Source organism: Sphingobium sp. 15-1, from assembly GCF_013375535.1.
Taxonomy (GTDB): Bacteria; Pseudomonadota; Alphaproteobacteria; order Sphingomonadales; family Sphingomonadaceae; genus Sphingobium; species Sphingobium aromaticivastans.
The window spans coordinates 109,419-135,172 of record NZ_JABXJG010000002.1 but is presented as its reverse complement, the minus strand read 5'-3'; the positions used below and the strand labels follow the sequence as shown (position 1 = coordinate 135,172).

Genomic DNA, 25,754 nt, shown 5'->3' with positions numbered 1-25,754 from the left:
CGCCAATGAGCTTTCTAGTCCGTCAGATCAGTCTCACCGCCGATGGCCGCGAGATCGTCCGCGCCGCCACCCTGCCCAAGCCGCAGCTTTCGCTGGGCCGCTCGGCGGAAAACGACATCCACTTGCCCGACCTTGCGCTGGAGCCGGACCATGCCCGGATCGAGCAGGTCGACGAGCGCACCATCCGCGTCCGCGCCACCGGCACGCTGGGCTTCGACCTTGAAGGTCGCACCGTCCTGCGCGCCGAGATCGACCCCGCCAAGGGCGCGGAACTGCGCTTCGGCGGCCATCGCATCACCGTGTCGAGGCCCAGTGACGGAGAAGCGGACGGCACGACCATCCTCTCCATCCGCCGCGTCGACGCCGTGTCGGAAGCCTCGGAGGAAAAGGAGGAGACAAAGGTCTTTTCCCTGCGCAGCCTGCTGCCCGGCAAGCGTCTGACGGCATGGGGTATGGCTCTGGCGATCCTGATCGGCTTCCTTGCCCTGCCCATCTGGAGCTACGCCAACCGCCCGACCAACGACAGCCGCAACATCTACACGGTCATGGGCGACAAGAGCTGGTCCTCAGGCCCGCTCAGCCAAGCCCACCACGCGCTGGAGGGCCGCTGCGAAACCTGCCATCAAAAGGCCTTCGTCTCGGTTCGCGACAATGCCTGCCAGACCTGCCACAAGGATGTGCACGATCACGCCCCCGCGACCCGCATCGCCATGGCCCGCGCCGAACCGGGCCTGGGCGGCCAATTGCTGGCGGGGGTCGCCAGCGCCTTCGGCAAGCCGCCCGAAGGCGCCTGCGTCGACTGCCACCGCGAACATGAGGGCGCAGGCCCGATGCAGCCCGCTCCGCAAGCTTTCTGCACCGACTGCCACGGCACGCTGAAGGATCGCCTCAAGGACACGAAACTCGGCAATGCCGGAGATTTCGGCACCAGTCACCCGCAATTCTCGGCCCTCGTCCAGACGGTGCCCGGCCAGCACCCCCGCTTCACCCGCGCCTCGCTCGACGGCAAGCCGATGGACGACAGCGGCCTCAAATTCCCGCACGACATCCATCTGTCGGCCACTGGCGGCGTCGCGAAAATGGCGCGCACGATGAAAGCGCAAACTGGCTTTGGCAACGCCCTCGCCTGCAAGGATTGCCACAAGCCGACCGCCGATGGCGTGCGCTTCCTGCCGGTGGACATGGAACGCGACTGCCAGATGTGCCACAGCCTCGCCTTCGAGACGATCGGCGGCACCGTCCGCACGCTCCGCCACGGCCAGCCCGATCAGGTGATCGCGGACCTGCGCGCCTATTACCGCTCGACCGGCCCGGCCCAGCCCATCGCTCTGGGCGGCATGACCCGGCGGCGGCCCGGCGACTATGCGCAGGGGCAGATCTACCACGCCTATTTCGGCGCGGTCGCAGCCCGCCCCTCCCGCGCCGACGACGCCATCCGGACGGTCTTCTCCAAGGGCGGCGCTTGCTATGACTGCCACACCGTCACCCCTCCGGGCGCCAACGGCAACGCCAACTGGCAAGTGCTGCCGGTGCACCAACCGATGCGCTATATGATGAACGGTTGGTTCGACCATGCCGCACATCGCACAGAAAAATGCGAAAGCTGCCACGCCGCGCCCAAATCGCACGATGCGAAGCAATTGCTGCTGCCCGGCCTCGACAGTTGCCGCACCTGCCATGGCGGGGAAAAGTCCAAGGCGAACGTACCCTCCGGTTGCGCCATGTGCCATAGCTATCATAGCGGTGAGGGAGCCCCATGGGCACCCGCCAACCGTTCGATTGGGAAAGATGGAGCAGACAGGCAGAAAGAGCCGACTATGTCAGCCTATCATGTGCTCCTGCGAAGGCAGGAGCACAGTTGAAACGACGGAACTGGGCTCCTGCCTTCGCAGGAGCATGCCGCTCTTAAGGGTAGACAAAGACGCATAAAAATGGGGAGCAAAGGCCAATGCTGATCGCACAGGTCACGGACATCCATCTGGGTTTCGACCCCGACAACCCCGCCGAGTTCAACCGCAAGCGGCTGGACCAGGTGCTCCGCGCCCTGAACGATGGCCCCAACCGCCCGGACCTGCTGCTGGCGACCGGCGACCTGACCGATCGGGGAGACGCGGACAGCTATCGCCGCCTCGCCAATGCCTTCAGCCAATGCGATTTCCCGGTCTGGCCCTGCATGGGCAATCATGACGACCGCGCCCATTTCGCCCAGCACTTCCCTCACATCCCCCAGGAAGACGGCTTCGTCCAATATGTGATCCCACTGGAGAACCGGCGGATCATCATGCTCGACACGCTGGAGCCGGACCGCCACGGCGGCGCCTTCTGCGAACGCCGCGCGAAATGGCTCTCCGCCCGACTGGATGAAGACGGCGCCACGCCGACGCTGATCGTCATGCACCACCCCCCGGTGGAAGTCGGTATCGACTGGATGAACACCCACCCGGAAGAACCGTGGGTCCAGCGCTTCACGGCCACCATCGCAGGCCGACCCAATATCCAGGCCATCCTTTGCGGCCACATCCACCGCGCCATCACCGCGCCATGGCGGGGCACGACCATCGCCATCTGCTCCTCGACCGCGCCCCAATTGGCGCTCGACATGCGGCCCATGGACCCGGAAAGCCCCGACAACCGCCCGATGATCGTCGCGGACCCACCCGCCTACGCGCTGCATCGCTGGACGGACCATGGCCTGATCACCCATTTCGAAACGGCCGATGAGCATGTGATGCTGGCCAAGTTCGACGCCGGAATGCAGCCGCTGGTGCGGACGCTGATCGATGAACGGCCGGTCTAGCTGAAGCGCCCAACCATTGTGGACCACCATGTTCCGGCGAAGATGGGAACCCAGCCCCGACAGCAGAACTGGAATCCTGCTTTCGCGGGAGCATGATGGTCTTTGGCGGAGATGGGTGGATTGCGGACTGGCAGGTTCGGGGTCGGTAGGATCGATAGCCGACATCGAATTAAGATGTATCTACCGTCCGCTTAGGGTGATAGCATCAATGAATGGCTGACTGGTTGGGTCCTGCAATTTCCGGCATATTTGAACTGGCTAGTTCGTTAATTCCCACAAGAAGGGCTGCCCCTTTTCTCCGATCCGCACCAACTTGGAAACGTATTTCGGTTCTGATTTTGGTGAGCATATTTGCGCCCTTGGGATGGCTGGCAGTTATGTATCTGATTTTCATGTTTCTGGCTCTCATCGGAAAAGCGATGGGCGTCGGAACCTAGAGATCAGCCCATGTCGTTCGTCGCTATTTCGGAATGGCCGTTTGAGAGACAGAATTAAGAAGCTGCCGGTCCGGTCCTTGAAATGAAAAATTGGTGCCAAAGAGGCAACGAATGGTCGCTTGCAGACGGGAGGGCATTTATCGATTATTTCACTTGTGCCACCCGCAGAGGGTCTTTGATATAGCGGAACAAAGTGCCAGCGACAGCGCCTCCTATGATAAAGAAAATCAAATTATAGAGGGCGACATAAACGGAAAGTTGGCCGCGAGACGCAACGACAGCGAGGGCGATCACAATCGGTAAAGAGATGGCGACAGCGCCTCCCCAGGCGTAACCTCGCAACGTTGATTGGAACCGTCTGCGTGAGAGCAGAAGCAAAGGTAAGCCCAGCAAAAAGCCAAAAATGTAAAATAACAGGCATATGGCCGCAAACATGGAAGCCGGATGCTGGAACACGCCCATGCCTTCCTTCGGCCATATCGCCACGATGATGGCTTGAAAGAATGCCGCTGGGAACGGAGCCAGCAAAAATGCGATCAGCGGTCTAAACATTCCCGACCTTATCTATTGATCGATAATTTCCGCAATGGGGTGGCGACATAATCCTGTTGAACGGCAACAACTGGTCGTTTTCAGACCCTCTTCTTACAGTCATCACGGCCTTGAGCCGGAAACCCGCTGCTCTCCAAATCGACAAAGCCAACCGGATACGCCTCCCTTAAATGAAGGCGTGGCCTAGGATCAAACGTAACCCAATGACCACAGGCTTTTCAAAAAAACATCCTATTTTTCCAACATATCTCGATTTAGCCTGTCCTATTTCACGCCGACCGCTCTATCCCACATGCCTCTTTGAAACGTCCGATAAAATCCCGCCTTCGTACACGCGCGCGCAGGCACACGCGCGCGAATGGTGTGAACTTCGGCATGAAATGGCCGAAATCCGGCGTAAATCTCTTTGTCCTACAGGCCGAGCGGAACCTTCAGCGGCGGCCGCCAACCCTTCATATCCACCTCATCGCTGACCTTATAGGGAATCCCCTTCGAGGTCAGGAACAGCCGCTCCATCTCAGGCCGCGTAAACGGTCGTGAACCCAATCGCCCGAACACCGCGATCTGCCCGCCTGTCTCGTCCACTGCCCGGTCGCGGTCCAGCCCCTTGGACAGCGCAACCGCCGGCGAGGGCGTCCGCGCCCAGGCGATCAGTTCCGGCTTGGGCGCGGGCGAGAAGCCGTAGAAATTGGGCTGGCTTGCCGGGCTGGTGAGCTGGATCACCTTCATGCCGTTCCGCCCATCCGCGACATAGGCGAAGAGCGACGCATTGGTCGTGCCGACGATCACATCCTCCACATCGGTCATCTGCCCGCCGAAGGTCTCCTTGGCATAGACGGACGGCTTTAACGGATTGGTGATGTCGACAATCGCCAGCCCCTCCGCCTTGGCGGCGACATAGGCATAGGTCCGCGCCAGATAGATGCGCCGCGCATCGGCCAGCTTCACCGTCGCGGACGGCACCGCCACCGGATCTGTCAGCCGCGTCACGTCGAACAACTTCAGCCCTTCCGCATCCGTCACCCAAAGATAGCGGAACTGGATCGCGCTCGCCCGCGCATCCTTCAGTGGTCGGACAGCGGCAAGCCGGGGATGCAGCGGATCGCTGAGGTCCACCACCACCAGCCCCACATCGGCGGTGATATAGGCGATCTGCCCAGCCAACTGGATATGCTTTGCGCCGTTCAGCACACCGTCGGGGTTCCAGGTCACGGCGCGCTTCAGGAAATTGTTGCGGAACTCGCCATCGGCCATGGTCTCGATATTGACCATGATGAGCCCCTCAACGCTATCCGTCACCGCCGCATAGCTGTAGATCGGCAGGAAGGCCTGCTCCTGGTTGATCTCGCGCAGTTCCTTGGTGTTGCGCAGCGGATTGATCGGCTGGTTGGTCGGCAGCGCCATACAGGTCGCGTTCTTCGACGGCACACCCGTATTATGGCCAAGCTTCGAGAAAGGTCCGCTCACGATCGGTTCGGAAAAGCCCTTGTTCGCGATCGACGCTACGTCATAGACGCGGAAACCGCCCTTCCCTTCCGCCACATACATATATTCGCCGCGCAGTTGCAGGCAGCCGACGCGATCCGCCGTGCCCTTCACGACATTGCGGAATTCCTCGACGGCATGGGTCTCGCCCGAAGCCTTCTTGTCGAAGAACTTGCCGCGAACCCAATTCTTCAATTCCCGCTTGTTCTGCTCGACATGCAGTTTCCAATAATCGGGATAGGCATATTTCTGGAGATAGCTGCCGATCACCGCCTGCGGCTCGTCCCATTCGGTGACGCGGATCGCCTCGAACCCGCCCTCCAAGCCGGTCCAGGCGTTCAGCCCAACGAAGTTCACGAAATTGGTACCGAGCAACAATAATTGCGACATGATCGCATTATTGTCGTCCTTCACCGACAAATGGCAGTCGCTACAGGTCTTCGTCTCGGTCCGGCGCACCGTATGGGGGAAATGCGGGGCGAAGGCCTGGGATGAGAAACCGATGCCGGACACCGGCGGCTGCTGGATATAGATGCGCTCGCGATTGATGTTGGTGGAGGACAGGACCAGCGCCGATGTCGAGCGCACCGGGGCGGTTTCATTGCCCTTGGTCGTCATATGCTTGCCAAGCTGGAACATTTCGTCCCGCGCCACCTGCGGGTTGTAGGTGGCGAAATTGCGTGTCTCCTCCCCGTCATAATGGTGGAGCGACGTCTTCCAGTTCGCCTCGATCGGCAGATGGCAACCGCCGCAACTGGTGGTCCAGCTCAAATGGCAGGTGAAGCAGGCCATGTTGTCGTCGCCATGCGCACGATCTTCCTTCGCGACGCCGGGGCCGAAGGTGAAGCTGCCATCCTCAGCGCCCGACCGGCTCATCAGCTTGGCGCGGGCGGCCTTGGCGTTGAAGTGCGGATTGGCCGGATCGACCGAATCCTTCACCAGCGACACTTCCCATTCCAGCTTGGGATCGACGATGGACCGCTGGATCAGCCGCTGACGCCCGCTGGCATCGAAATACCATTCGAACCGCCGCTTGCCGTCCGGATTGCGCAGCAGCGCCAGATTGGTGCCCTTTGGCGGTGCGGCGGGACCGGACGTCAGCAGCGTCGGATAGGCGTCCGCCGTGCCGTGACAATCCTTGCAGCCGATCTCGATTGCGTTCGCCACCTCGCCATAGATAAAGCCGTTGCCGTGGCTGTCCTGCGCGAAATGGCAGTCGGCGCATTGCAGGCCCTTTTCAGCGTGGATGTCCATCAGGTGCACGGCCTTGCCCGGATTGGTGCCGGGCTGGACGAACTTGCCTTCCCCCTTCTTGCGCCATTTTTCCGGATCGTCGGGCGAAACGATCTTGCCGTCGGCATCGAGCAGATTGCCCTCGCGGTCGCGCTTGAAGATGCCGCGGAAGTTCCAGCCATGGCCATGATAGTCCGCAAACTGCGTATCCTGGGCCTTGTCGTTCAGATCATAGACGTTGCGCAGGAAATCTAGGTCCGACCACTTGCCGCGTGGTCCGGCACCCTCCGGATTGCGCTCCAAAGTCTGATGCACTTCGGCGGCGGTGGGATATTTCTGCTTTTCCGGCCACATCAACGGCGCGTCGGACTCATAGTCCCACATGGTATAGCCCAGATAGCTGTTCAGGAAGATATTGGGCTGGTGCATGTGGCAGTTCATGCACTGGGCGGTCGGAATCGCGCGGGTGAATGTGTGGCGGATCGGATGGCCGCTTTCCTTGACCGCCCCGACCGGGTGATCCGGCTCGATCGTTTCGCCATGAGGACCCTTCAACCCGCCATGGCTCATCTTGTTCGTGATCGTGGGATCGACCGTGGCGGTTTCCCCGTCGCGGCCATATTGGGCATAGATCAGACTGTGGCGGGGCTCGCGGTCATTGGCGTAGACGACATGGCAGCCGGAACAGCCCGAATGGCGATAGTCGCCCGGCTGGTCGTTCGTGCCCATGAACCACATATAGGGATCGTTGAGGCGCGTCTTGTGCAGGTTCAGCACCGGGATCGCCACGCGCAGGCCGGTGCCGGGACCACGGCTCGATTGCTTGAGGTCGGGGCGGCCGGGTTCCTCCAGCCGCTGGATCGACCCGGTCGGATTGGGCAGGCCGATTTCCGGGAACTGCGTGGCGATATTGCGGCCGCCGCGTTCGAACACGCGGAAGACGTCGCCCGGCGGCGTCACCTGCCAAGTCGGTAGCGGATAGAGTTCGGCCAGCGCGCCGCGCGCCTTCTGTTCGGCGGTCAGCGTGCCGGGCGGACTACCGGGGGAGACGATCTTCGCGGGGAGGCCGTCCTTGGTATAGGCTTCCCCGAAGATGTAGTTCTTATAGGGAACGATGCCGTTATTATAGGCGGCTCCGCCCCACAGCATCGCGCCCGACGCCATCAGGGAGCGCTCCGCCGCCTCGATCACCTGCATATGGCAGGAACCGCAGGCGTCCCGCGCCACGCGATAGTCGCTGGGGTTGACGAAGCGCACGAACTCCGGCGCTTCCCGGTTGAGCAGCGTATAGCTGCGCTGCGGATTGGCCGAGGAGGGATAATGCCAGCTCTTGGGATAGCGGGGCAGCACATGCGCCTTCTCCCGCGCGGCGACATAGGCCGGGTCTTCGAAGCCCAGCGCCGGATCGCCGCGCACCGCCGCATTGCCGCCATGGCAGTCGGTGCAGCCCAGCATGACCGCAGGGGTCGCGTGCATCGACGGTTCGTCCGTCTTGGTGTGGCAACTGTAGCAACCGTCCGATTTAGCCGCGACCTGATCGGCGGTCTGGCTCATCGGTGCGGGAGGCGCTGGCATATAGTGGCGCTCGACCGGCTTTTCGGCGTCGGAAGCGTGGAGGATGGCGACGGGCAGGAGGAGGGCTGCGAGGAGCAGCATGCTCAACCCCACTACCGTCATCCCCGCGAAGGCGGGCATCCATCTCCGGCGCTGCGTCTGAATGCAAGGTTGGGAGATGGATTCCCGCCTTCGCGGGAAGGACGAAAGAGTGTCGAAGAGCGCGCGCATCAGTAACTCAAAATCAAATTGGCAAGCACCGAATAATAATTCCGGTTGCGCTCGCTATTGGTGAAGAGGTCGCGAAATCCTGCCCCCGGCAGCAAGGTCGCGCCCGACAGTCGGAAGACGATATTCTGCGTCGCATGCGGCCGCCAGATCGCCGCCGTCGACAGGTCCCAGCCGATCGACTTGGGAATGCTGCCCTCATTGCGCAGCGCCTGAAGCGTGGCCGTGTTCTGGAACCAGAGATGATTGGCATTGGCCGACAGACGCAGTTCCGGCATCAGGTCGAAATCCGCCCCTGCACCCAGCAGCATCGTGCCGGGATTGTTGAAGTTCGACTGCCCCTGCTCCTTGGAGGAGCGCAGCGAATTCAATATGCCGTTGCGCCCGTTGATCCCGATCACGCGCCCGCCACCGGCAAAGGGAATGGACTGCCTGATCCAATAGCTCGTATCGGCGCCCGCAAAGACCGGATTCTCGAAAATCGCATCGAACCCGTTCTCGCGATTGTCATGAGGGTTGCCATCGCCGCTGGCATAGAGACCCGACAGGCGAAGCCGCATCCAGTCCTTGTCGTAGCTCGCTTCCGCCGCCGCGAAGAAAGCGCGGATCTGCGCCGGTTTCGACGTGAAGAAGCTGTTCCGGTCCTCCCCCAGCGCGCCATAAAGAGACGCCGTCAGATTCATCCGCCCGATCCGTCCATCGGCATTATAGCCGAGATAGACGACATCATATTCCCGCCCGCGCAAGTCGCCAAGCAGCGCCGGGCGCACCGGAAAGCCGTTATCGTCAATCTCCACGTCCCGCTTCTCGCGGTTCATATTGTAGACGGCGGTGATCTGGCTGGTGAGGCCGGGGATCAGAAAGTCCTGCCGGTAGAGATTGGCGACAAACACCCAATCCTTGCGCGGTGACTGCACAACGGAATTGAGGCCGCTATTGGTGTCCTTCTCCAGTCGCCAGAAAGCCGCCAGGTTGAACTGGAAACGGTTATTGTCGCGATTGCCGAACAGCCGGATACCCAACTGCTGGTCATTGAACAGGAAACCGCGAAAATCCGACTGGAACGGCTGGATGCCCACGCGCACGGACCGGAAATCATAGCGATCCGAGGTGTTGGCTAGGTGATAGTCGACAAAGGCTTCCTGCACGCCCAAAAAATGGTCCGTGCGGTGCGACGGCTTGGACGGCTGCACGAACAGCACGCGCCGTTCGGGCACATTCACATGATTGACGTTGAGCGCCAGCGTCAACCGATATTCGATCTCGGGCGGTTTGAAGGCGGTCGCGCCCTTGATCAACGCCACGCCGCCAATGAAGGTCTGGCTGAACACAAGGCTCGCATCCTTGCCGAAGACGTCCAGGCTGCCGGGCCGCTGGGTCGTCTGCACGCCGACCGGGATCGGGAAGGTACGCGGCTCCAGCACCGTGTCGCTGACCGCATTGGCGACGAAGAACCAGTCCTCGCCCTTGATCGGCAGCCACTTGACCTTTTCGCGGTCGATGGGCCGGTCGCCCTTCAGCGTGTTCTGGCCATAGGGATCGAACCAGCGTTCCTTTACCACGCCCAAGCTCTCGATCAGCCGCCAGCGGTCGGGGATCGGCACCTGATCCGTGGGGAAAGCCTCAGGCGGCGGCGCTCGAACGGCGCCTTTATTATCTTGGCGAACCGCATCGGGCAGCGGCGCTTCATAACCGGGACGGCGGCGGCCCTCGATGGATTGCCCGTCGGCGTCCAATATCTCCTGCCAGTTTTCCGGCGGAGGCGGAGGCACAGGTTCCCCCGGCTGGGCCAGCGCGAACAGCAGCAGGAGCGAGACCAGGCCCATCCCTTACAGCCCCGCGCAGACATTTTGCGACGAACTGTCGAGGAACGGCGCGAAGGGGCAACTCACATAGCGCAGCCGCACGGTCGCATTGCCCAGATCGACGACGATCTGGTCGGACCGGATCGCGGCGGGCGCATTGCCGATTCCTCCCACCCGCGTCCCAGCATTGTTGAGGCCGAGGAAGCCGATCATATCGTCCTGATCGATGCCGTCGCCCGACACGCCGATCGCGCCGACCAGCATAGTGCCGCGATAGATGGGCACGGAACCGGGAAATATCTGAATGCCGTTCTGCACCCGGTTCTGGTTGGAGACGGTCGGAACCGCCGAGCAGCGCTGCGGCGTGTCGGTCGCGCTGACGCCCGTCACATAAGCGAGATGTGCGGCGAGATCACCCACCACCAGCGCCGATTGCAGGCCGGTGGAGAAGGGATTGAACTGCGCGATGGGCCGGGAAAAGGGGCCATTGGGCCGCCCGACCTCGCCATCGGGGAAATAGGGCCGGGACAGATTGCCATTGGCGCGGTCGGTGAACGCATGCCGGCCGGTCAGCGCGGTGGGATCGTTGAGGAAGGTTCGCGCCTTGCCGACAAATGCGGCGACGTCCGCGCTGCCGCTCGCCAGCAGGTCCGAGGCGGCATGGGAATTGGAGAAGAAGGCCGCCGTCCGCGCCTTCTGCAAGCTCACATCCGTGCCGAAGATCGGCGCATCGGGCGAGCGGACGATGCCCAGCGCCTGCCCTCGGGTGTCGACCAGGCTGATCGTCACCTGCGCCCTGCTGTCGAGCGGCTGGCGGATCTGCGCCCGCGCCCGGCTCATGATGGTGAAGGCTTCTTCGAGGATCGCGGCTGCTTCCGCCGCCGTCAGCGGCTGCGCCACGTCGCCCGCATCGGTCCCGGCCCGGATCGGGAAGCGGTCATTGCCCGACCCGTCGGTCAGGACGAAGGCGTCGGCCTTCGAAAATTCGGCGGTTCGCGCCCGCCGCACGCCCGATGCTTCGGTGCCGTAGGCGATGCCCGCCAGGATCATCGGCGCGGGATCGCCATAATAGCCGCGCACCGCGACCAGCGATCCTGCGCTGCCGTTGATGGCAGCGAAGCTCACCCCGCCCGTCGCGATCAGGCCGGAATAGGCCGCATCGGAATAGCGCAGCAACGTGCCGTCCACGGTGATGCGGTTGGCGCGGACCGCCTCCGGCGCCTCGAACCCCAAAGTCCCGGCGAGCGCGATATATTCCTCGGGATCATTGTCGTCGTCGAGGATATTGGTGTCGGAACCATAGACGCCGTCCGCCATCACGCCGATGCCGCCGACCACCACGCCATTCTTGTAAAGCGGAAACCCGCCCGGATCGGCCGCCAGCCCCAGGGGCGAACGCTTCGGCCCGATCATCGCCGTCGCGCCTGAGGAAACGAACCGCGCCGCCAAGTCCGAACAAGGCAATTGGCTAAACTGCACGCCGAACAGCGGCCCGCTCTCCAGCCCTGCCGTGGTCGGCGCGGGCGGGAAATGCTGCTGCACGATCATGCTCGCCGTGCGGGTGGAAAAGGCGTTGCCGCCGCTTGACAGATAGGCGCCGGTGATCGCCTTCGCGATGGCCCCCGCCTCCGCCGGAACCGTCAGATTCTGCGCGTCGATATTGTCGCCATTGGGCGCCGCGCTGGTGGTAGCGCTCGCGCGCGCACCGGTCATGCGGAACACTGCCAGCACATTGCCGACCCGATCCGTCACGGCGATCACGGCGGGCAGATTTCGCGCCCGCGCCTCTGCCACGGCATGGGCAACGACCGACTCCACATCCGCTACCGTCAGCGCTTCCTGCGCGGGCGCCGTATAAAGGCTGGTCGGCGTGGGCGTCGGCGTCGGACTGGGCGTCGGCGTGCCGCTGCCTCCTCCTCCCCCGCCGCCGCAAGACGACAGGATCAGCGCCGCGCTCGCCGCCAGCGCGCTCAGCCGGTGATGCCGTCCCCTCATTGGAGCGTCCCGATGCTGCGCGCCGCGCTGCCCAAGGCGGAACGGAAATCGCCGGGGCGATAGGCGTTCGGCTCCTTCACCGCCGCATAGGCGCGATTGACGTCCGCCCTGATGCCCGCCGCCGCGCCCACGGTCACGCGACCCGACTTGACCATGCCGTTAAGCAGCGTGTCGATCGCCATCACGGCCTGCACCGATCCTTCATAGTCGGTGAAGCGCGGCGATATGGCGCTGCCCGCAATCTCGCGCACGATGGCGAAGGCCATGTCGCCCTGCATTCCGCCCGCCGCAAAGGCGTCGGCCAAGGCCCGCGCACTTCCCGCCAGCTTGCCCGCCGCCGCGACAGCCGTCCGCCGGTCCCGCGCGATCGCTGCATGGAAGGCTCGGCTATCGGCATCGAACCGCCCCGCCAGTCCCGGCGCCGCGACCCGAGCCGCCGCCGAAAGCATGATCATATTCTCATCGTTGAAGGGCGGCATGCCCGCCGGAATCGGCCGCCCCGGATTGACCTCCCACGTCTTGCTCCGTTCCCCCTGATCGTAGATGCGCCGATGGCAGCTCTGGCAGTCGAAGAAGTAGAATTCGGGGAAAGCCCCTTCCGCCCCCTTCGCCCCGGCATAGAGGGTCAGCGCCCGCTCGACCGCCATCGCCTGACCAACGGCCCAGAGCTTCAGGCTGTCCGTTCGTCCCTTGCGCTGCGCATAATCGGCGTCCTCGTCATGATGCGCCTGCATCGACGAGAAAAGATCGAGTTCGAAGGAAATGCGCGGATGACCCGCCGCCATGATCCGGTGCGTAACGAACTGCCCGTCACGCGCACTGCCGAAATGGCAATCGAGGCAGACCGACGCCCGCGCCTGCGGTCGGTCGAGCGGCGTCATCCCCGCCGCGACATTGCCGGCATGGCTCGCCCCGACCGCATAATGCGACGCGATCCAGCCACTTGCCGGGCCGTGACAGGCTTCGCATCCGACGCCGTCTTGCGCCAGGAATCGCGCCCCCCGCGCCCCCGCCGGAGTGGAATGGCATCCCAGGCAAGCCGGCGCCGAAGCCGCATCGCCCAACCCCAAGGTCGCCGCGATCTGCCGCCCCCGCGTGCCGTTCAACACCGCAAAGGCCCGGCTATGCGCCCCGCCCGGCGTCGAAGGCTCCTGCCAGCGCATCAGTTCATCCTGGCGGACGACCTTGCCGTCGCCCTCCATCCGGCCGTGGCAGGTGGACCCAGCGCACGAGGCGACGCCGATATAGGTCCGGCTCGCGGGAGCCGCGTCCGCTCCGCCGCCGGGCAAGCCGCACAGCAACAGCACCCCCAGCAGCATGACGGCCAACGCCATGCCTCCCAAGGATCTGCCGATCACCCTGCCCTTACCGCCCCCCATTCGTCACGCCCCCGTGCCGGTTGATTCGGACGCTTTCCCTTACGTCCACCGCGCGTCTCTCTCTACGGGTTCAACCCGTTGTTTCAATCCCGTTTTGTCTCCAGACCGCGCATCAAGGCGCATCGCAGGCCGGTTCGTCCGGTCGGCCGCAGGACCGCTCCCACAAATCCTCATTGCCCGCGCCGGTCACCGGCTCGTCGATCAGCGGCGGATAGCCTTGCGCCACTATGTCCCGCAGCTCGATCAGGGAGAGAGTGAAGATGCGTCCGACCTGCACCGAAGGATCGAGCACGCCATTCCAGGTGTCCCGGCTATCCAAGCCGGAACTGAGGCAAGCCGCGGGATTGCCGATCAGGCAGCCATTGACCTTCGATCCCAGCGCATAGGCGCCGTTGACCGCGACGAGTGGAATCGTCTCCAGCCCGCGTGCGAAGCCGCCCGCCGGCAAAGCCAGTTGTCCGTTAATGGCGATCTGGAGCCCAGTGCCCTGCGCGTCGATCAACAAATTGCCGGCGGTAAAGCCGCGCCTTTCAGGGATCGCGGTGGAAACGCCCGAATTCTGAATGAAGAAGGCCTGGGCTGCGCTGACCCGGATGGTTCCGGCGCGCAGCATGCCCGCGTCGTTCACCAATCCGTCATTTCGCGCCAGACGCAGCTCGCGGGCGTAGAGCGATCCGGCCGCCGCAACGTCCGCAATAGCGGGCAAGGTCGCGACGATGATGCTTGGGCCGTCGAGCGTCAGCAGGCCGCCCAATCCGCCATTGCCGTCGCTGATGTCGATCAGGCCGGGGCCCGCAACCACTTCCAGCGCCTGGCCCGCCGAAAGCGTCAGTCCGCCCTGTCCCGTCCGCCCCGTCAGCCGCACCGCGCCCTGAACGCGCAGGTGACCGCTGGTGCCGATCGCCAGCACGCCGCCGCTCGCCAGATTGGCGGTGCCGAGCGTCAAATCCTGCACGATGAGGTCGGGCGTGCCGGAGACGCCCCGTGCCGGAGCGTTGATGGCAAGATCGGCCGCCGCGATCCGCGCCAGTTCCGCCGCCGAAAGGCTGTAGGTTCCAGCCACGTCATTGCCGCCGATATAGGCGGGTTGCTGCAGGTTCACCGCATTGAAGGTGATGCGGCTGGTCCTGCTCAGACCGCCGATCTGGGCGGCCCCGCCGATGACAATATCGCTCGACCCAAGGGTGATCGTCCCCGCGTCGATCAATGCGGTCAGACCGAGCAGCCCGCCGGCATTCAACACAATATCCCCCGTCTGCGACGTCACGCTGCCGAAATTCGCATTTGCCGTCGCAGTAGCCGCCACCCGCCCCACTGCATTGAGCGTCGTAGCATTGATCGTGCCGCCGTTCAGCGTCAGATTGCCCGCCGCATTGGCGTCGAAGACGGACAGCAAGGCTCCCGCGTTCAACACGATAGCTCCTGCCTGTGATGTCACGCTGGTGAAGCTGGCATCGCCTGTCGAGGTGGCCGTCACCAGCCCCACCGCATTGAGCGTCGTTGCATTGACCGTGCCGCCGCTCAGCGTCAGATTGCCTGCCGCACTGGCGTCGAAGACGGACAGCAAAGCCCCGGCGTTCATCACGATGGCCCCTGCCTGCGACGTCACGCTGGTGAAGCTGGCATCGCCTGCCGAGGTAGCCGTCAGCAATCCCCCAGCATTGAGCGTCGTTGCAGCGATCACTCCCCCGCCCAGGGTCATGTCGCCCGCGGAGCTTGCATCGACAATGGAAAGAACGCCCCCCGCATTCAATGTGAGCGGTCCGGAGGAGGCATTGGCCTGCGCGATGTTCATGGCGCCGGTCGCGCCAAGGCTGACGATGCCGCCATTGGCCGTGATCATGCCCGCCGATGCGATGTCGCTCACGATCAGGTTGCCTGCGCCCGCATTCAACAGGCTCTGGCCACCAGCCGTCAGGCTGGATGCATTGATTCCCAGCCCCGTCAGCGTCAGATTGCCGCCCGCCGCCGCATTGCCGATCGTGAGCAGGCCGCCATTGGCGGTCATGACGATCGCTCCGGACGCGCGCGCATCGACGACCGTCAGGTCCGTTGCGGATTGCAGCGCTATGCCGCCATTGCGGGCCGTCAGGCCGTTGCTGGCGATCGCGCCCGCGTCGATGTCGATCGATCCCGCCGCCACGGCGCCGCTGAGCTGCGCAAAGCCCGTCGGTGCAGGCGCCCGCACCTGCAACAGCCCGGCAATGTCGGCATTGCCCAGCAGCAGGCTGGAGTTGACGATCAGATCGCCGCTCATCAGCGCGTTGCCGATGCGGACCGTACCGCTGGACGCCGTCAGTTGCTGACTGCCAGCGGCCAGGATGCCGATGTCGATCGTGGCGGCGGAAAGGGTGCCGCTGCCCGCGCCGATGTCCAGCCGGCCGGAGACCGCGAAATCGCCGCCAATCGCGATCCCGCCCATACCCAGGAGATTCCCGCTGGCATCGACCTGATCCAGCAATGTGCCAGACGCCAGATCGCCCAGCAGTATGTCGCCCGCTCCCCCCAGGCCGATGGCGGCCGTTCCCGCCGCCCGCACGGCCGCGCCCGTGCCGTTCAGGCTGCCCTGCGCGAAGAGACGCGCATCGCCGCCTGCGGCCAGTTCGCTACCGCTGGCCAGGTTGATATTCCCGCCCGCGCTCAGGATTGTCAGGCCGCTCACCGCCCGCAACGCGCCTGCCGAAAGCAGGCTCACGTCGCCCGGCGTCGTGAACAATATGCTGTCGGCGGACAGGCTATCGCTGCCTGCGAGCCGCCCACTATGGCTGAGGTCGATGCGCGTGGCCGACAGGCCGGTCAGCGCCCCCGTCACCGATATGCCGCCTGTTCCGGCAAAGGCGAAGGCAAGCGGCCCGTCGCTGGTGAAATCAGCGTTTCCGCCGATCTGCACGCTGTTGCTCGCCGTGACGGAAATGCCGGAGAATCCAGCGACCGGCGCGCCCAGGCTGGCCAGCGCGATCGATCCGTTGACCCGCAGGCCGCCGCCCGCCGCCGTGCTGCTGTCGGTAAATTGAACGAGCCCGCTCGCGTCGCCGCTCGCGCTCATGAAAAGCAAGTCGATCAGCCGCTGCGCGCCTGGCAACATCGTGCCGCTGTCGCCATTGCCGAAGCTGGCCGTGCCGCCGCTGCCTAGGCCTATCGCTCCCCCGGCCGAACCGCCGCCCGGCCCGGCACCGCCGATTCCGCCAGGACCGCCCAACCCATCGGCCAGCACGTTTATGCCGCCCAGCACATAATCACCGTTGCCGGCATCGAACGCCGCGATGCCGCCCGCGCCATCGCCGCCGCGACCGCCAAGCCCGCCGCTCAATCCGGCATTGCTGCCTGCGCTGCCGTCAGCGCCCAGGCCACCCTGGCCAACAGCCGTAATGCTGTACCCCGGCGCCTTGGGCAATCCGCTGCTGAAGGCCATATGCGCATCGCTGATCCGCAAGGTGGCTGAGCCCGCGACGGCATGGCCGCCCGCTCCGCCATAGCCGCCGACCGGCCCCGCCGTGCCGGAGGCGCCGTCGCCGCCCGTCGCATTGCCGCTGACCCGCAAGGCAATGCCCGTTATCGCGCTCGCGCCCGCGTTGAGGCCGAACAATGCCGTGCCGCCGCTCGCATCGCCGCCGTCCGCGCCGGCAAGCCCCGCGCCGCTGCGCAGGCCGCTTTGGCCCCCCGCACCGCCAAGCGCTTCGGCCAGCACCCCAATGTCGACCGCATCCAGCACGGTCGACGACCCCGCCAGACCGAATGTCGCAGTCCCGCCCAGCGCATCGCCGCCACGCCCGCCGCTATTGTCGTAGCCCGTGCCGCCCAGGCCGCCCAGGCCTGAAGCCGTCACGCGCAGCGCGCCGCTCACCGTCGTCGCGCCGAACGCCAGGTCGAGCGTCGCCGTGCCGCCCGTCCCCATGCCGCCCATGCTGCCGGTGCCGCCGCCGCCGCCCATGCTGCCGATGCCGTCGGCGCTGACGGTCAGATCCGCGAAAACGGGGTCGACGTCGACCAGCATGGTCGCGCTGCCGCCGAGGCCCCGGCCGCCCGCGCCGCCGACGCCGGTGCCATAGAAGAAAGTCGGATTGCCGTTGATGTCGAAGCTGCTGAAGCCGCTATGGCCCGCCTGACCGCCCTGCCCGTCGGCCTTGATCACGATCGCGTCGATCGCATGGCCTTCGTTGAGATAGGAGAAACGCGCCGTGCCGCCCATGCCGTCGCCTGCCGCGCCGCCCGCTCCGTCGCTGCCATTATTGCCGCCCGCGCCGCCGATTCCTTCCGCCGAGACCAGCAGCGAAGGCGCGCTCAACCGGCCCCCGGCCAGCGTCATATCGGCAATCCCGCCCAGGCCGAAGCCGCCCGCGCCCGCACGATAGCTGCCGGCGCCGTCCGCGCCCGTCTCCGCCCCGATGCCGCCCTTGCCCAGCGCCCGCACGATGGCGGTGCCATCGACCGTGACCTGCCCGGTGCCACCCGCAGTCATCAGCAATGCCGCATTGCCGCCTGTACCGGTCCCGCCATCCGCACCATCCGCCTGGAAAACGGAATAGCCAGCGCCCCCGGCGGCGCTCGCATCGATCGTCAGCGTCGTCACCTGCAGCGATCCGCCGCGCGATTCCAGCAGTGCGCCGCCGCCCAGCCCGCTCCCGGCGAGCGCCGCCACCGATAGGGGATCGTTCGCGCCGTCCGCCTCGCCGCCCGTGCCCTGCGCGCGAAGCGTGAGCGTGGCGATGGTCGCCGTCCCGCCGGACATCAGGAAGCCCGCCGACCCGCCTTGCCCGCTGCCCGCCTGGAACGGGCTCGTTCCGCCGCCTTCGCAGGTCAGGCAGTTTTCGGCCGCGGCGCCGCCATAGCCGGTCGCCCGCGCATCCACCAGAGTGGCGGTCAGCTTGCCGCCGAGGATATTGACATTAACTGTGCCGCCGGTCCCACTCCCGGCATCGCCGCCATTGAAGAACATGCCGTCGATCGACGGGGCCGAACTCCCCTCCGCCGACAGGAAAAGATTGCCGAATGTGAGGTCGGCGGTCCCGGCCGCGCCCAGGCGGCTTTCCACCGTCACGCCGCCGCCCAGCCCGTCGCCGCCACGCCCGGCGATCCCGTCGGAAGCCGCACCCGCGCCCGTGCCGTCGGCATGCAGCGAAAGGTCGGCCGCCGCCGAAAAATCAGCGTCGCTGGCATAGAGCAGGACAGACCCACCCGTGCCGTTCGAACCGTCGACGCCCGCGGCGCCACGGCCATCGGCATAGACGCGGCAAAGATAGCTGACGCAATCGCTGAGCGAGAAACTGCCCCGCTGCCCGCCGGATGCGCTGGCGAACAGCGTCACGCTGCCGCCCGATCCGCTGCCCGCGACGTCGGGCGCATCGCCCGCCGACCCGCTGGCGCTGGCGTAAAGCCCGGCCGCGCTGAAGCTGCCGCCCGAGGCGCCGATGCTGATGGTCCCGCCAATGACGTCGGCCGTCCGGGGCGAGAGGAAGGTCGATCCCGCAAAGGCCGGATAGCTGGAGGCATCCGCGCTGGCGAACAGATCCTGCGCGATGGAGAAGCTGCCCCCGTCATGCGCGAAGACGTTGATCCGCCCGCCCCGCAAGACCCCGCCCGAAGCGCCGCCGCCATAGGCCCGCGAATCGGCATAGAGCGAAACGGAATTGAGGATGTCGAGCTTGCCCGTCCCGCCTATGTCGATGTCGATGCCGGTCGCGCCGGGGATCACCACGCCATAGCTTCCGCCCTCGGTCGCATAGCCGGGGGCGGCGCTGACGTCCGCGAAGAAGCTCGCCCATTGGTGCGTGCCGCTGGATATGGTCACGCCGATATTGCCGCCGGTGGCGTCGCCCGCGCTACCGGTGCTGGCGACGCCGGCGGTCGCCTGCGCGATGGCGTCGACCGATCCCAGATCGAGCCCGCCCGCAATCGCCGCGCCCGATGTCCCGGTGATGGCGATGGTCCCGCCAGTCGCATGGCCGCCATCGACCGGCGGCAGCGAAACCTGAAAGGCGGTGCCCGCCGACGCATCGAGCGACGTGTCGCCAAAGCGCAGCGTCCCCCCTTCCGTCCCCGACGGTCCGGCGGCGGTCAGCGCCGACAGGGTGATCGCGCCGCCCGTCGCATTGCCGGAACGGTCGCTGCCATAGCCCGCATAGCCCATGGCATTGGCGCTCAGGCTCCCCGCCCTGATCAGGCCGCCTGTCGCGATCAGGTTGATCGTGCCGCCGCTGGCGTCCGCGCCGATCGGTGGCGGCGCGCTGACGCCGGCCTCGCCATTGCCGATGGCGTTCAGCGTCAGACCGCCGGTGACGTCGATCTGCCCGTTGGTCGCCGCCGAACCGTTTCCGCCAAAGGCGAGCAGGTCGATCCGGCCGCCCACGGCGCCGAAGCCCGCGTTCAGAGTCATATCCTTGTCGGCCGTGATCGCGCCCGCTTGATCGGCCTGCAGGGCGATGCTCTGGTCAGCGGAGAGCGTCACATTGCCGATGAAATGGGTGGCGACGGTGGGCCGCACCACGATGCCGCCGGTCGCCACGCCGGTCAGGTCGAATTGCCAGTTGCCCGATCCGATGCTGAAGCCCGCCTCCGCGCTCGCGGTGGCATTGGGCGCCGTGACGGCATTGCCGAAGCCGTCGTGACCGACGTCCGAGCCCGCCGACAATATGATCGCGCTGCCGACCGGCGTTGCCGTGGCCGCCGCCGTATAGCCGACATCGCCCGACAGCAGCATGGTCAGCGCATTGTTCTTCGGCACCGCGACCATATAGACGCGCTGGGGATTGCCGCTCCCGCCCGCAGCGGGAGGAGCGGTCGTGCCGCTATGCACCACGCCATTGGCGTCAGTCGTGCCCGCGCTGATCGCTATGTCGAACAGGCCGCCGTTGATCGTGATGTCGGCCGCTTCCGCCCCGACATAGGCAGTCGATCCGTCGACGCTCACCGCCCCCGCCTGCACCACCCGCGGCGCCACCAGCGCGACATAGCTGCCCGCCGCCAGCGCGTTGATCTGCGCGCCCGCCTGAACCTCGACCGCCGCGTTGCTGCCCGCCACGCCCCGGAAGCGGATTTCGCCGCCGGGTCCGTAGAGGCTGCCGCCATTCGGCCCGCTCAGGTCGATGTCGTTGCTGGTCAGCACCAGCGACCCTACATTGAAGACGCTGGTCGGCCCGGCGATGATCCCGCCGGGCGCATAGAACCAGACCTTCCCGCCCGCGCTGCCGAACAGGTCGGACTGGACCGTGCCGTTGAGCGCGACGATGCGCGACACCGGCAGGCCGTTGCCGTCGACCGGCAGGATGCGGTTCAGCACCGTATAGTCGCTGATGGGCGCGCTGACATTGATGGTGAACTGCGCAGTCCGCCCATTGGGCAGGAAGTCGATCGTTCCCGTCCCGCTGGTGTCGCTCGGCGTCCAGTTGATCACCGTTTCCGACCCGTTGACCGCGATGGTGTCGGTCGTACCCCGCGTGATCGACGCCGACCCCAACACCACGGAATAATTGCCCTGGAACGCGGTCTGCGCGGCGGCGGGCATGCTCCAGCCAAGCGCGATCACGCTGGCGCAACCGCCCAACAGGGCCAGGGCAGAACGGTTTGGCCTCGAACGGGTGCGGGACTTATCCATCATTATCGCCTCCACGGCACAAGCTGCGTGGTGATCGAGAAGAGCAGCCGCGTGCCGCCCCGTTCGGTCTGGAAACCGGCCTTGCGCAGCGGCGTCGCCAGCGTCAGGTCGAGCCGGGCATGATTGTCCCAGGTGGCGCGCACGCCACCGCCCGCCGAATAAAGCTTCTGCGGATCGAGCCCGGCGAAATTGGCGCTCTGGTGCCACATCCATGCCGCATCGAAAAAGACGAAGGGCTGCAAGGCGAAGGCCCCCGGCCCGCGCGGCGTGATCCTGCCGTAACGCAGTTCCGCCGCGACGCCGACGCCGCTGTCGCCGGTCAGCACGCCCGGATCATAGCCGCGCCCGACGGTATAGTTGCCCGCGCTCATCTGCTCATAGGAGAGCAGCACGTCCGGACTATATTGGGCCCTTGGCGCCAGCGCGAAGGTGAAGTCCGGTACTGGCCGATATTCGGCCTGCGCGCTCGTCCGGATGACGAAGGCCGACGGATCGCCGTCCAACTGGCTGATCGGCGTGGAGGGCTCGCTCGCGCCCAGTCCGTCAAGGCCCTGGCGCACTTCCACCGCGCCGCCGAGCCGCCATTGGGGCTCTACCCCTGAATAGCCGGTGGTGCTGACGACGCTGTCCGGATCGATCAGTTCGCCTTCCAGCCGCAGGAACAGCACGCGCAGCCGGTCGCGCGACAATGGCACCTTTTGCGTCCCCGAACCAAAGCGCAGGTCTTGATTGACCACATCCAGCCCGCCCGTCGCCAGCAGCGTATGCACCTGCCGCCGCGCTAGCGGATAGGCGAGCGCCGCCGTCGCGATCATCGTTTCGGACGACAGCGGCACGCCATCGATCCCCGGCTTGCTCCACGCATAGGTGAGGTCGCCCGACAGCCGCAGCCCGTCGCTGCCCAACGCCATGCTGTGCCCGACTTGGAGCACCGTCTGCTCGCTGGGCTGCGCGGTGTTGAAGATGCTGAACACCGTGCTGTCGCCCAGGCCGGTCATGTCGTTGAACCGCACCCGCGCCAGCCCGCCGAAGCGCCCGACCGCATTGCTGCCGAAATTCTGGACATTGACGTCCAGCTCGACCCGCTGGCGCACCACCTGCACTTCGCCCACCACTTCGCCCGGGGCCGTCCCCGCCGGGCGCAGCGCCAGCCGCACATCATAGCCCGGCAGGTCGCGGGCCAGCAGCAAATGCCGCTCCGCCTGACGCACGTTGAAGACCGGCTGGCCCTTCAGCGCCTCCATATGGGCGGCGATCAGCCTCTCGCTATTGCCCGCGTCGCCGCGCACCTCGATCGCGACCAGCCGCGCCATGAAGATGTCGAAGCGGACCGTCCCGCCCTTCTCGATCCGCTGCGGCGGCACCTGCACGGCGGCCAGATAGCCCATCTGCCGCAGCGCCGTCGCCGCCCGGTCGCGCACTTCGCACAGGCTGGCGATCGGCACCTCACGGCCAGCAAATTCCCGCCAGCTATCTTCCAGCGCGGCAGGATCGACGATGCGGAGCCCGTCCAACCGCACATCCGTGAAATTGACGGTGACATCGGCATAGCGGGGATCGGCCAGCGGACAGGGCGCACGTTCGACCCCGCCGACGACCGTCAGGCGGCTACCCTGCCGGGCCGCTTCGCCCGCCGCCTGGCCGGGCGACAATTCCTCGCGCGTCGGCGCTCGCGGCGCAACCTGCGCCATGGCGGTCACCGGCATCAGCATCGCTAGCGCCAAAGCCGACGATCGCCCGAAACCGGAAGCCCGCAACTGCCCCTTCATCCCCATAGACGTCCCCAAAGCGTCAGGCGGCCTTCCCTCTCGGCCGCCACTCCCTGTCTTCCTTCAGGCGCGGGCCTTTTTGCCCGTCATCCCCATCCCCGCGACCCGTCGCCGGTTAACAGCGCATCAACGCGGCGACAATCAATTCCGCGCCGGCGCGTCCTTCAGGGCCGCCGTTTCCACCAGCAGATCGAGCTGCGCCGTGCATTGATGCGCCAACAAGCCCGAAGCCACGCCATCCAGCCCCGGCGACACCGTGCCGACCAGCGCAAAGCGGATGTCGGCGGCATGCGCCCCATCGCTCAGGCGATAGGCCGCGCCCTCGCGCACCGGTGCAACGGCGGGCCATGCGGCCACCGATTCGCCCGCCGCGAAGTTCGCTGTCGCCTGGATGCCCTCACCGCTGATCCTGACCGTCGCAGCTTTGGCGGCATCGGCGCGCCACAGGCGAACCGCCGCCGGATCGGCAATGCAAAGCGTTCCGGATTGCGCCACATCCACCATCCAGAGATTGGGCCGGCGCGGCGGTGCGGCAGGCGCTTCACCCAGACTGCCACGCACCGCCCCGGTCCTGGCCCGCCGCACCCGCTTGGTATCGAGCAGCGCCGACAGCATCACGCCATTGGCAGGCGCGGCGCTGGCCGAAGCGGTGACGCCGAAGCTTCCCGGCCCGCGCAAGGTCCGCGTTCCCTTCGCGTCCAGCAGCGTCACCACGTCCCCCGCCTTCAGCACCAGCGCCCCGCCATCGGCCAGCTTGCTCCCCGGTTTGTAGGTGGAGGCGGACGGGCCGGTTGCGCGGACCACCATGGTTTCGGCTGAAGCCTGCGCGCCCATGCCGGCCACGACCCATCCGGCCAGCGCGCACCGCGCGACAAGCTTACCCCAGACCATAGGTTCCTCCTTCCCCGATATACTCATAACGATATAGTAGATTGGCGATGGCCGCATCATCAGGATGATGGTTAACCATTTCTTTGAGACGTTCCCGCGCCGCGCCCTGCGCCGCCGCATCCTCGCTGTCGAATGCCGCCAATATTTCGCCCAAAGCCGCCGCATCATCCACCGGGAAATCGGGCGCTGGCTCGAACAGGTCGACCGGCGTGGACCGCCCCCTCAACCTTACCCGTCCCATCGGCCGCCACCAGTCCAGGCCGGACAGCAGCATGGCTTCCCGGCTCACCAGCACGCTCGTCTCCAGCGCCTTGTTCGCCGCCTCCAGCCGCGATGCGGTGTTCATGCTGTCGCCCAGGGCGGTATATTGGATGCGCCCCTCGCCGCCGAAATTGCCGACGATCGCATCGCCATGGTGCAGCCCGACGCGGGTCCGCCCGATCGGCGGCACGCCGGGGGGCAAATCCTGGCGAAACGCCTCCCCCGCCCGCCACATCGCATAGGCCGCCAGCGCGGCATTGCGCCCGTCATCGGGCCGCGCGATCGGCGCGCCCCAAAAGGCCACCACCGCATCGCCCACAAATTTGTCGATGGTCCCGCCATGGGCCAGCACCACATCGCTCAACATGTCGAGATAGCGGTTCAGCAATTGCGCGACCATTTCCGGCGCGATGGCATGGCTAAGCTTGGTAAAACCCTCCAGATCGGTGAACAGCGTGAAAATCTGCCGCTTTTCGCCATGCAGCGCCAGCTTCTCCGGCTCAGCCAATATCTGCGCGGCGATGTCGCGGGGCAGATATTTGCCCAGCGCCGCCTGCGCGAACCGCCGCTGCTGCGACGTCACTGCCCGCGCCGCCACGCCGATGGCGGTGAAGGCCAGCACCCAGCCCAATCCCCAGCCCACGGCGGGCAAACCCTTCGTATCCCAGCCCCGCGCCTGCAACCAGATCGGCACGCCCGCAATCGCCGTCGCCTGCGCCACCAGCGCCGGAACCAGCGCGAACCAGCGCAACTCCGCCAGGCTGGTCAGCCCCGCCGCGCCGACGACCAGCAGCGCCGCCAGCCAGCGCCACCCCTCCGGCACGGGAGGCAGGCGCGCTCCGTCCAGCAATTGCGCCAGCATGGTCGCATGCACTTCCAGCCCGATCATGGTCGACCGCGCCTGCCGCCCGGACAGCGGCGTTTCGAACTGGTCTATATCGACAATGTCGCCGCCGATCAGCACATGCCGCCCGCGCACCATCGACGCCAGGGCTGGGGCCATGGCGGGATCGGCCAGCGTGTCGATCTGCAGGCTGGGGATCACCGGCTCTTCCGAACCGTCGGGTTGCTTGATCGGCAGCCGGAAACGGATCGCCCCGCGATAGCCGCTGAAAGAAGGGGACGGCTGCATCGCCAGCGTCAGCAATGGCGGCTGGCCGAGGGTGGGCCCCGATGTCTTTTCTGGCCAGCTCCGCGCCACATTATCGGCGTCGGTTTCCAGCCGGATGCTCGCCGGACGCACCCGGTCCGTCCGGGCCTCCTTCATGAAGCGATCCAGATATTGCTGCTGTTCGAAGATGATCTGTTCCTGATTGTCGCCCAGATTGGCGTAACCCAACCAGACCGGCGTCCGCATGCCGTGCAGCGTGGAAAGCAGCTCCGCATCCTCATCCTGCGGCTGGTCGAACAAAATATCGATGCCGATCGACTTGGCCCCCATGGCATCGATGTTGCGGAGCGCCCGCGCCAGCAGCCCCCGGTCCAGCGGCGACCGTTTGCGGGTCGCAATCAACGTCTGATCATCATAGACCAGCATCAGGATGCGCTGGTCCTGCCCGACCCGCGGCGCAAACGTCGCTGCCCGCCAGTCATACAGCCCCCGCTCCGCATCGGCGGTGGGAATCTCACGCGCCGCGCCATCGCCCAACGGCCGGTTCCAGTCCCACCCCGCCAGGAACAGCGCCACCAGCAGCAGCACGCCGGTCGCGGCCAGCCGCCAGCGCCCCGCATCCCGCACCAGTCGCGCACCGCGGCGCAGCAGGCCCCGCGTCGGCAT

Annotated in this window: 11 protein-coding genes; 2 read left to right on the top strand and 9 right to left on the bottom strand. The window is 65.9% G+C overall.

Going from position 1 to position 25,754, the window contains the following annotated elements; all coding sequences use genetic code 11:
• Positions 1-5: 5 nt before the first annotated feature.
• Positions 6-1,862 carry a cytochrome c3 family protein gene (locus HUK72_RS16905; protein ID WP_176597983.1) on the top strand — a complete coding sequence of 619 codons (1,857 nt, stop codon included), beginning with the start codon at positions 6-8 and terminating at the stop codon, positions 1,860-1,862.
• Positions 1,863-1,948: 86 nt separating this feature from the next.
• Entirely contained in the window at positions 1,949-2,797 is an 849-nt protein-coding gene (locus HUK72_RS16900) for a phosphodiesterase (protein WP_176597982.1), read from the top strand.
• A gap of 581 nt (positions 2,798-3,378) precedes the next feature.
• Here the strand turns inward: HUK72_RS16900 and HUK72_RS16895 are convergent.
• From HUK72_RS16895 to HUK72_RS27600, 9 genes are all read right to left on the bottom strand, one after another.
• The gene (locus tag HUK72_RS16895) at positions 3,379-3,786 is read right to left on the bottom strand and encodes a hypothetical protein (RefSeq protein WP_176597981.1); all 408 of its coding nucleotides are present in this window, start codon (positions 3,784-3,786) and stop codon (positions 3,379-3,381) included.
• Between the two features lie 411 nt (positions 3,787-4,197).
• Positions 4,198-8,160, bottom strand: a complete 3,963-nt coding sequence (locus tag HUK72_RS16890; protein WP_369806002.1) for a multiheme c-type cytochrome — start codon at positions 8,158-8,160, stop codon at positions 4,198-4,200.
• 128 nt (positions 8,161-8,288) lie between these two features.
• A complete protein-coding gene (locus HUK72_RS16885; protein WP_176597980.1) occupies positions 8,289-10,112 on the bottom strand; it encodes a hypothetical protein in 1,824 nt (607 codons plus the stop codon).
• Positions 10,113-10,115: 3 nt separating this feature from the next.
• On the bottom strand, positions 10,116-12,086 hold the full coding sequence (locus HUK72_RS16880) for a heme-binding protein (RefSeq protein WP_176597979.1): 1,971 nt from the start codon (positions 12,084-12,086) through the stop codon (positions 10,116-10,118).
• Positions 12,083-13,465 carry a multiheme c-type cytochrome gene (locus HUK72_RS16875; RefSeq protein ID WP_176597978.1) on the bottom strand — a complete coding sequence of 461 codons (1,383 nt, stop codon included), beginning with the start codon at positions 13,463-13,465 and terminating at the stop codon, positions 12,083-12,085. The genes HUK72_RS16880 and HUK72_RS16875 overlap by 4 nt, the downstream gene beginning before the upstream one ends.
• Positions 13,466-13,577: 112 nt before the next feature.
• Complete coding sequence (locus tag HUK72_RS16870; protein WP_176597977.1) at positions 13,578-21,059, bottom strand: histidine kinase; 7,482 nt, start codon at positions 21,057-21,059, stop codon at positions 13,578-13,580.
• The gene (locus tag HUK72_RS16865) at positions 21,059-22,831 is read right to left on the bottom strand and encodes a ShlB/FhaC/HecB family hemolysin secretion/activation protein (RefSeq protein WP_176597976.1); all 1,773 of its coding nucleotides are present in this window, start codon (positions 22,829-22,831) and stop codon (positions 21,059-21,061) included. The genes HUK72_RS16870 and HUK72_RS16865 overlap by 1 nt, the downstream gene beginning before the upstream one ends.
• 135 nt (positions 22,832-22,966) lie before the next feature.
• A complete protein-coding gene (locus HUK72_RS16860; protein ID WP_176597975.1) occupies positions 22,967-23,716 on the bottom strand; it encodes a hypothetical protein in 750 nt (249 codons plus the stop codon).
• Positions 23,703-25,754 carry an adenylate/guanylate cyclase domain-containing protein gene (locus tag HUK72_RS27600; protein WP_176597974.1) on the bottom strand — a complete coding sequence of 684 codons (2,052 nt, stop codon included), beginning with the start codon at positions 25,752-25,754 and terminating at the stop codon, positions 23,703-23,705. The genes HUK72_RS16860 and HUK72_RS27600 overlap by 14 nt, the downstream gene beginning before the upstream one ends.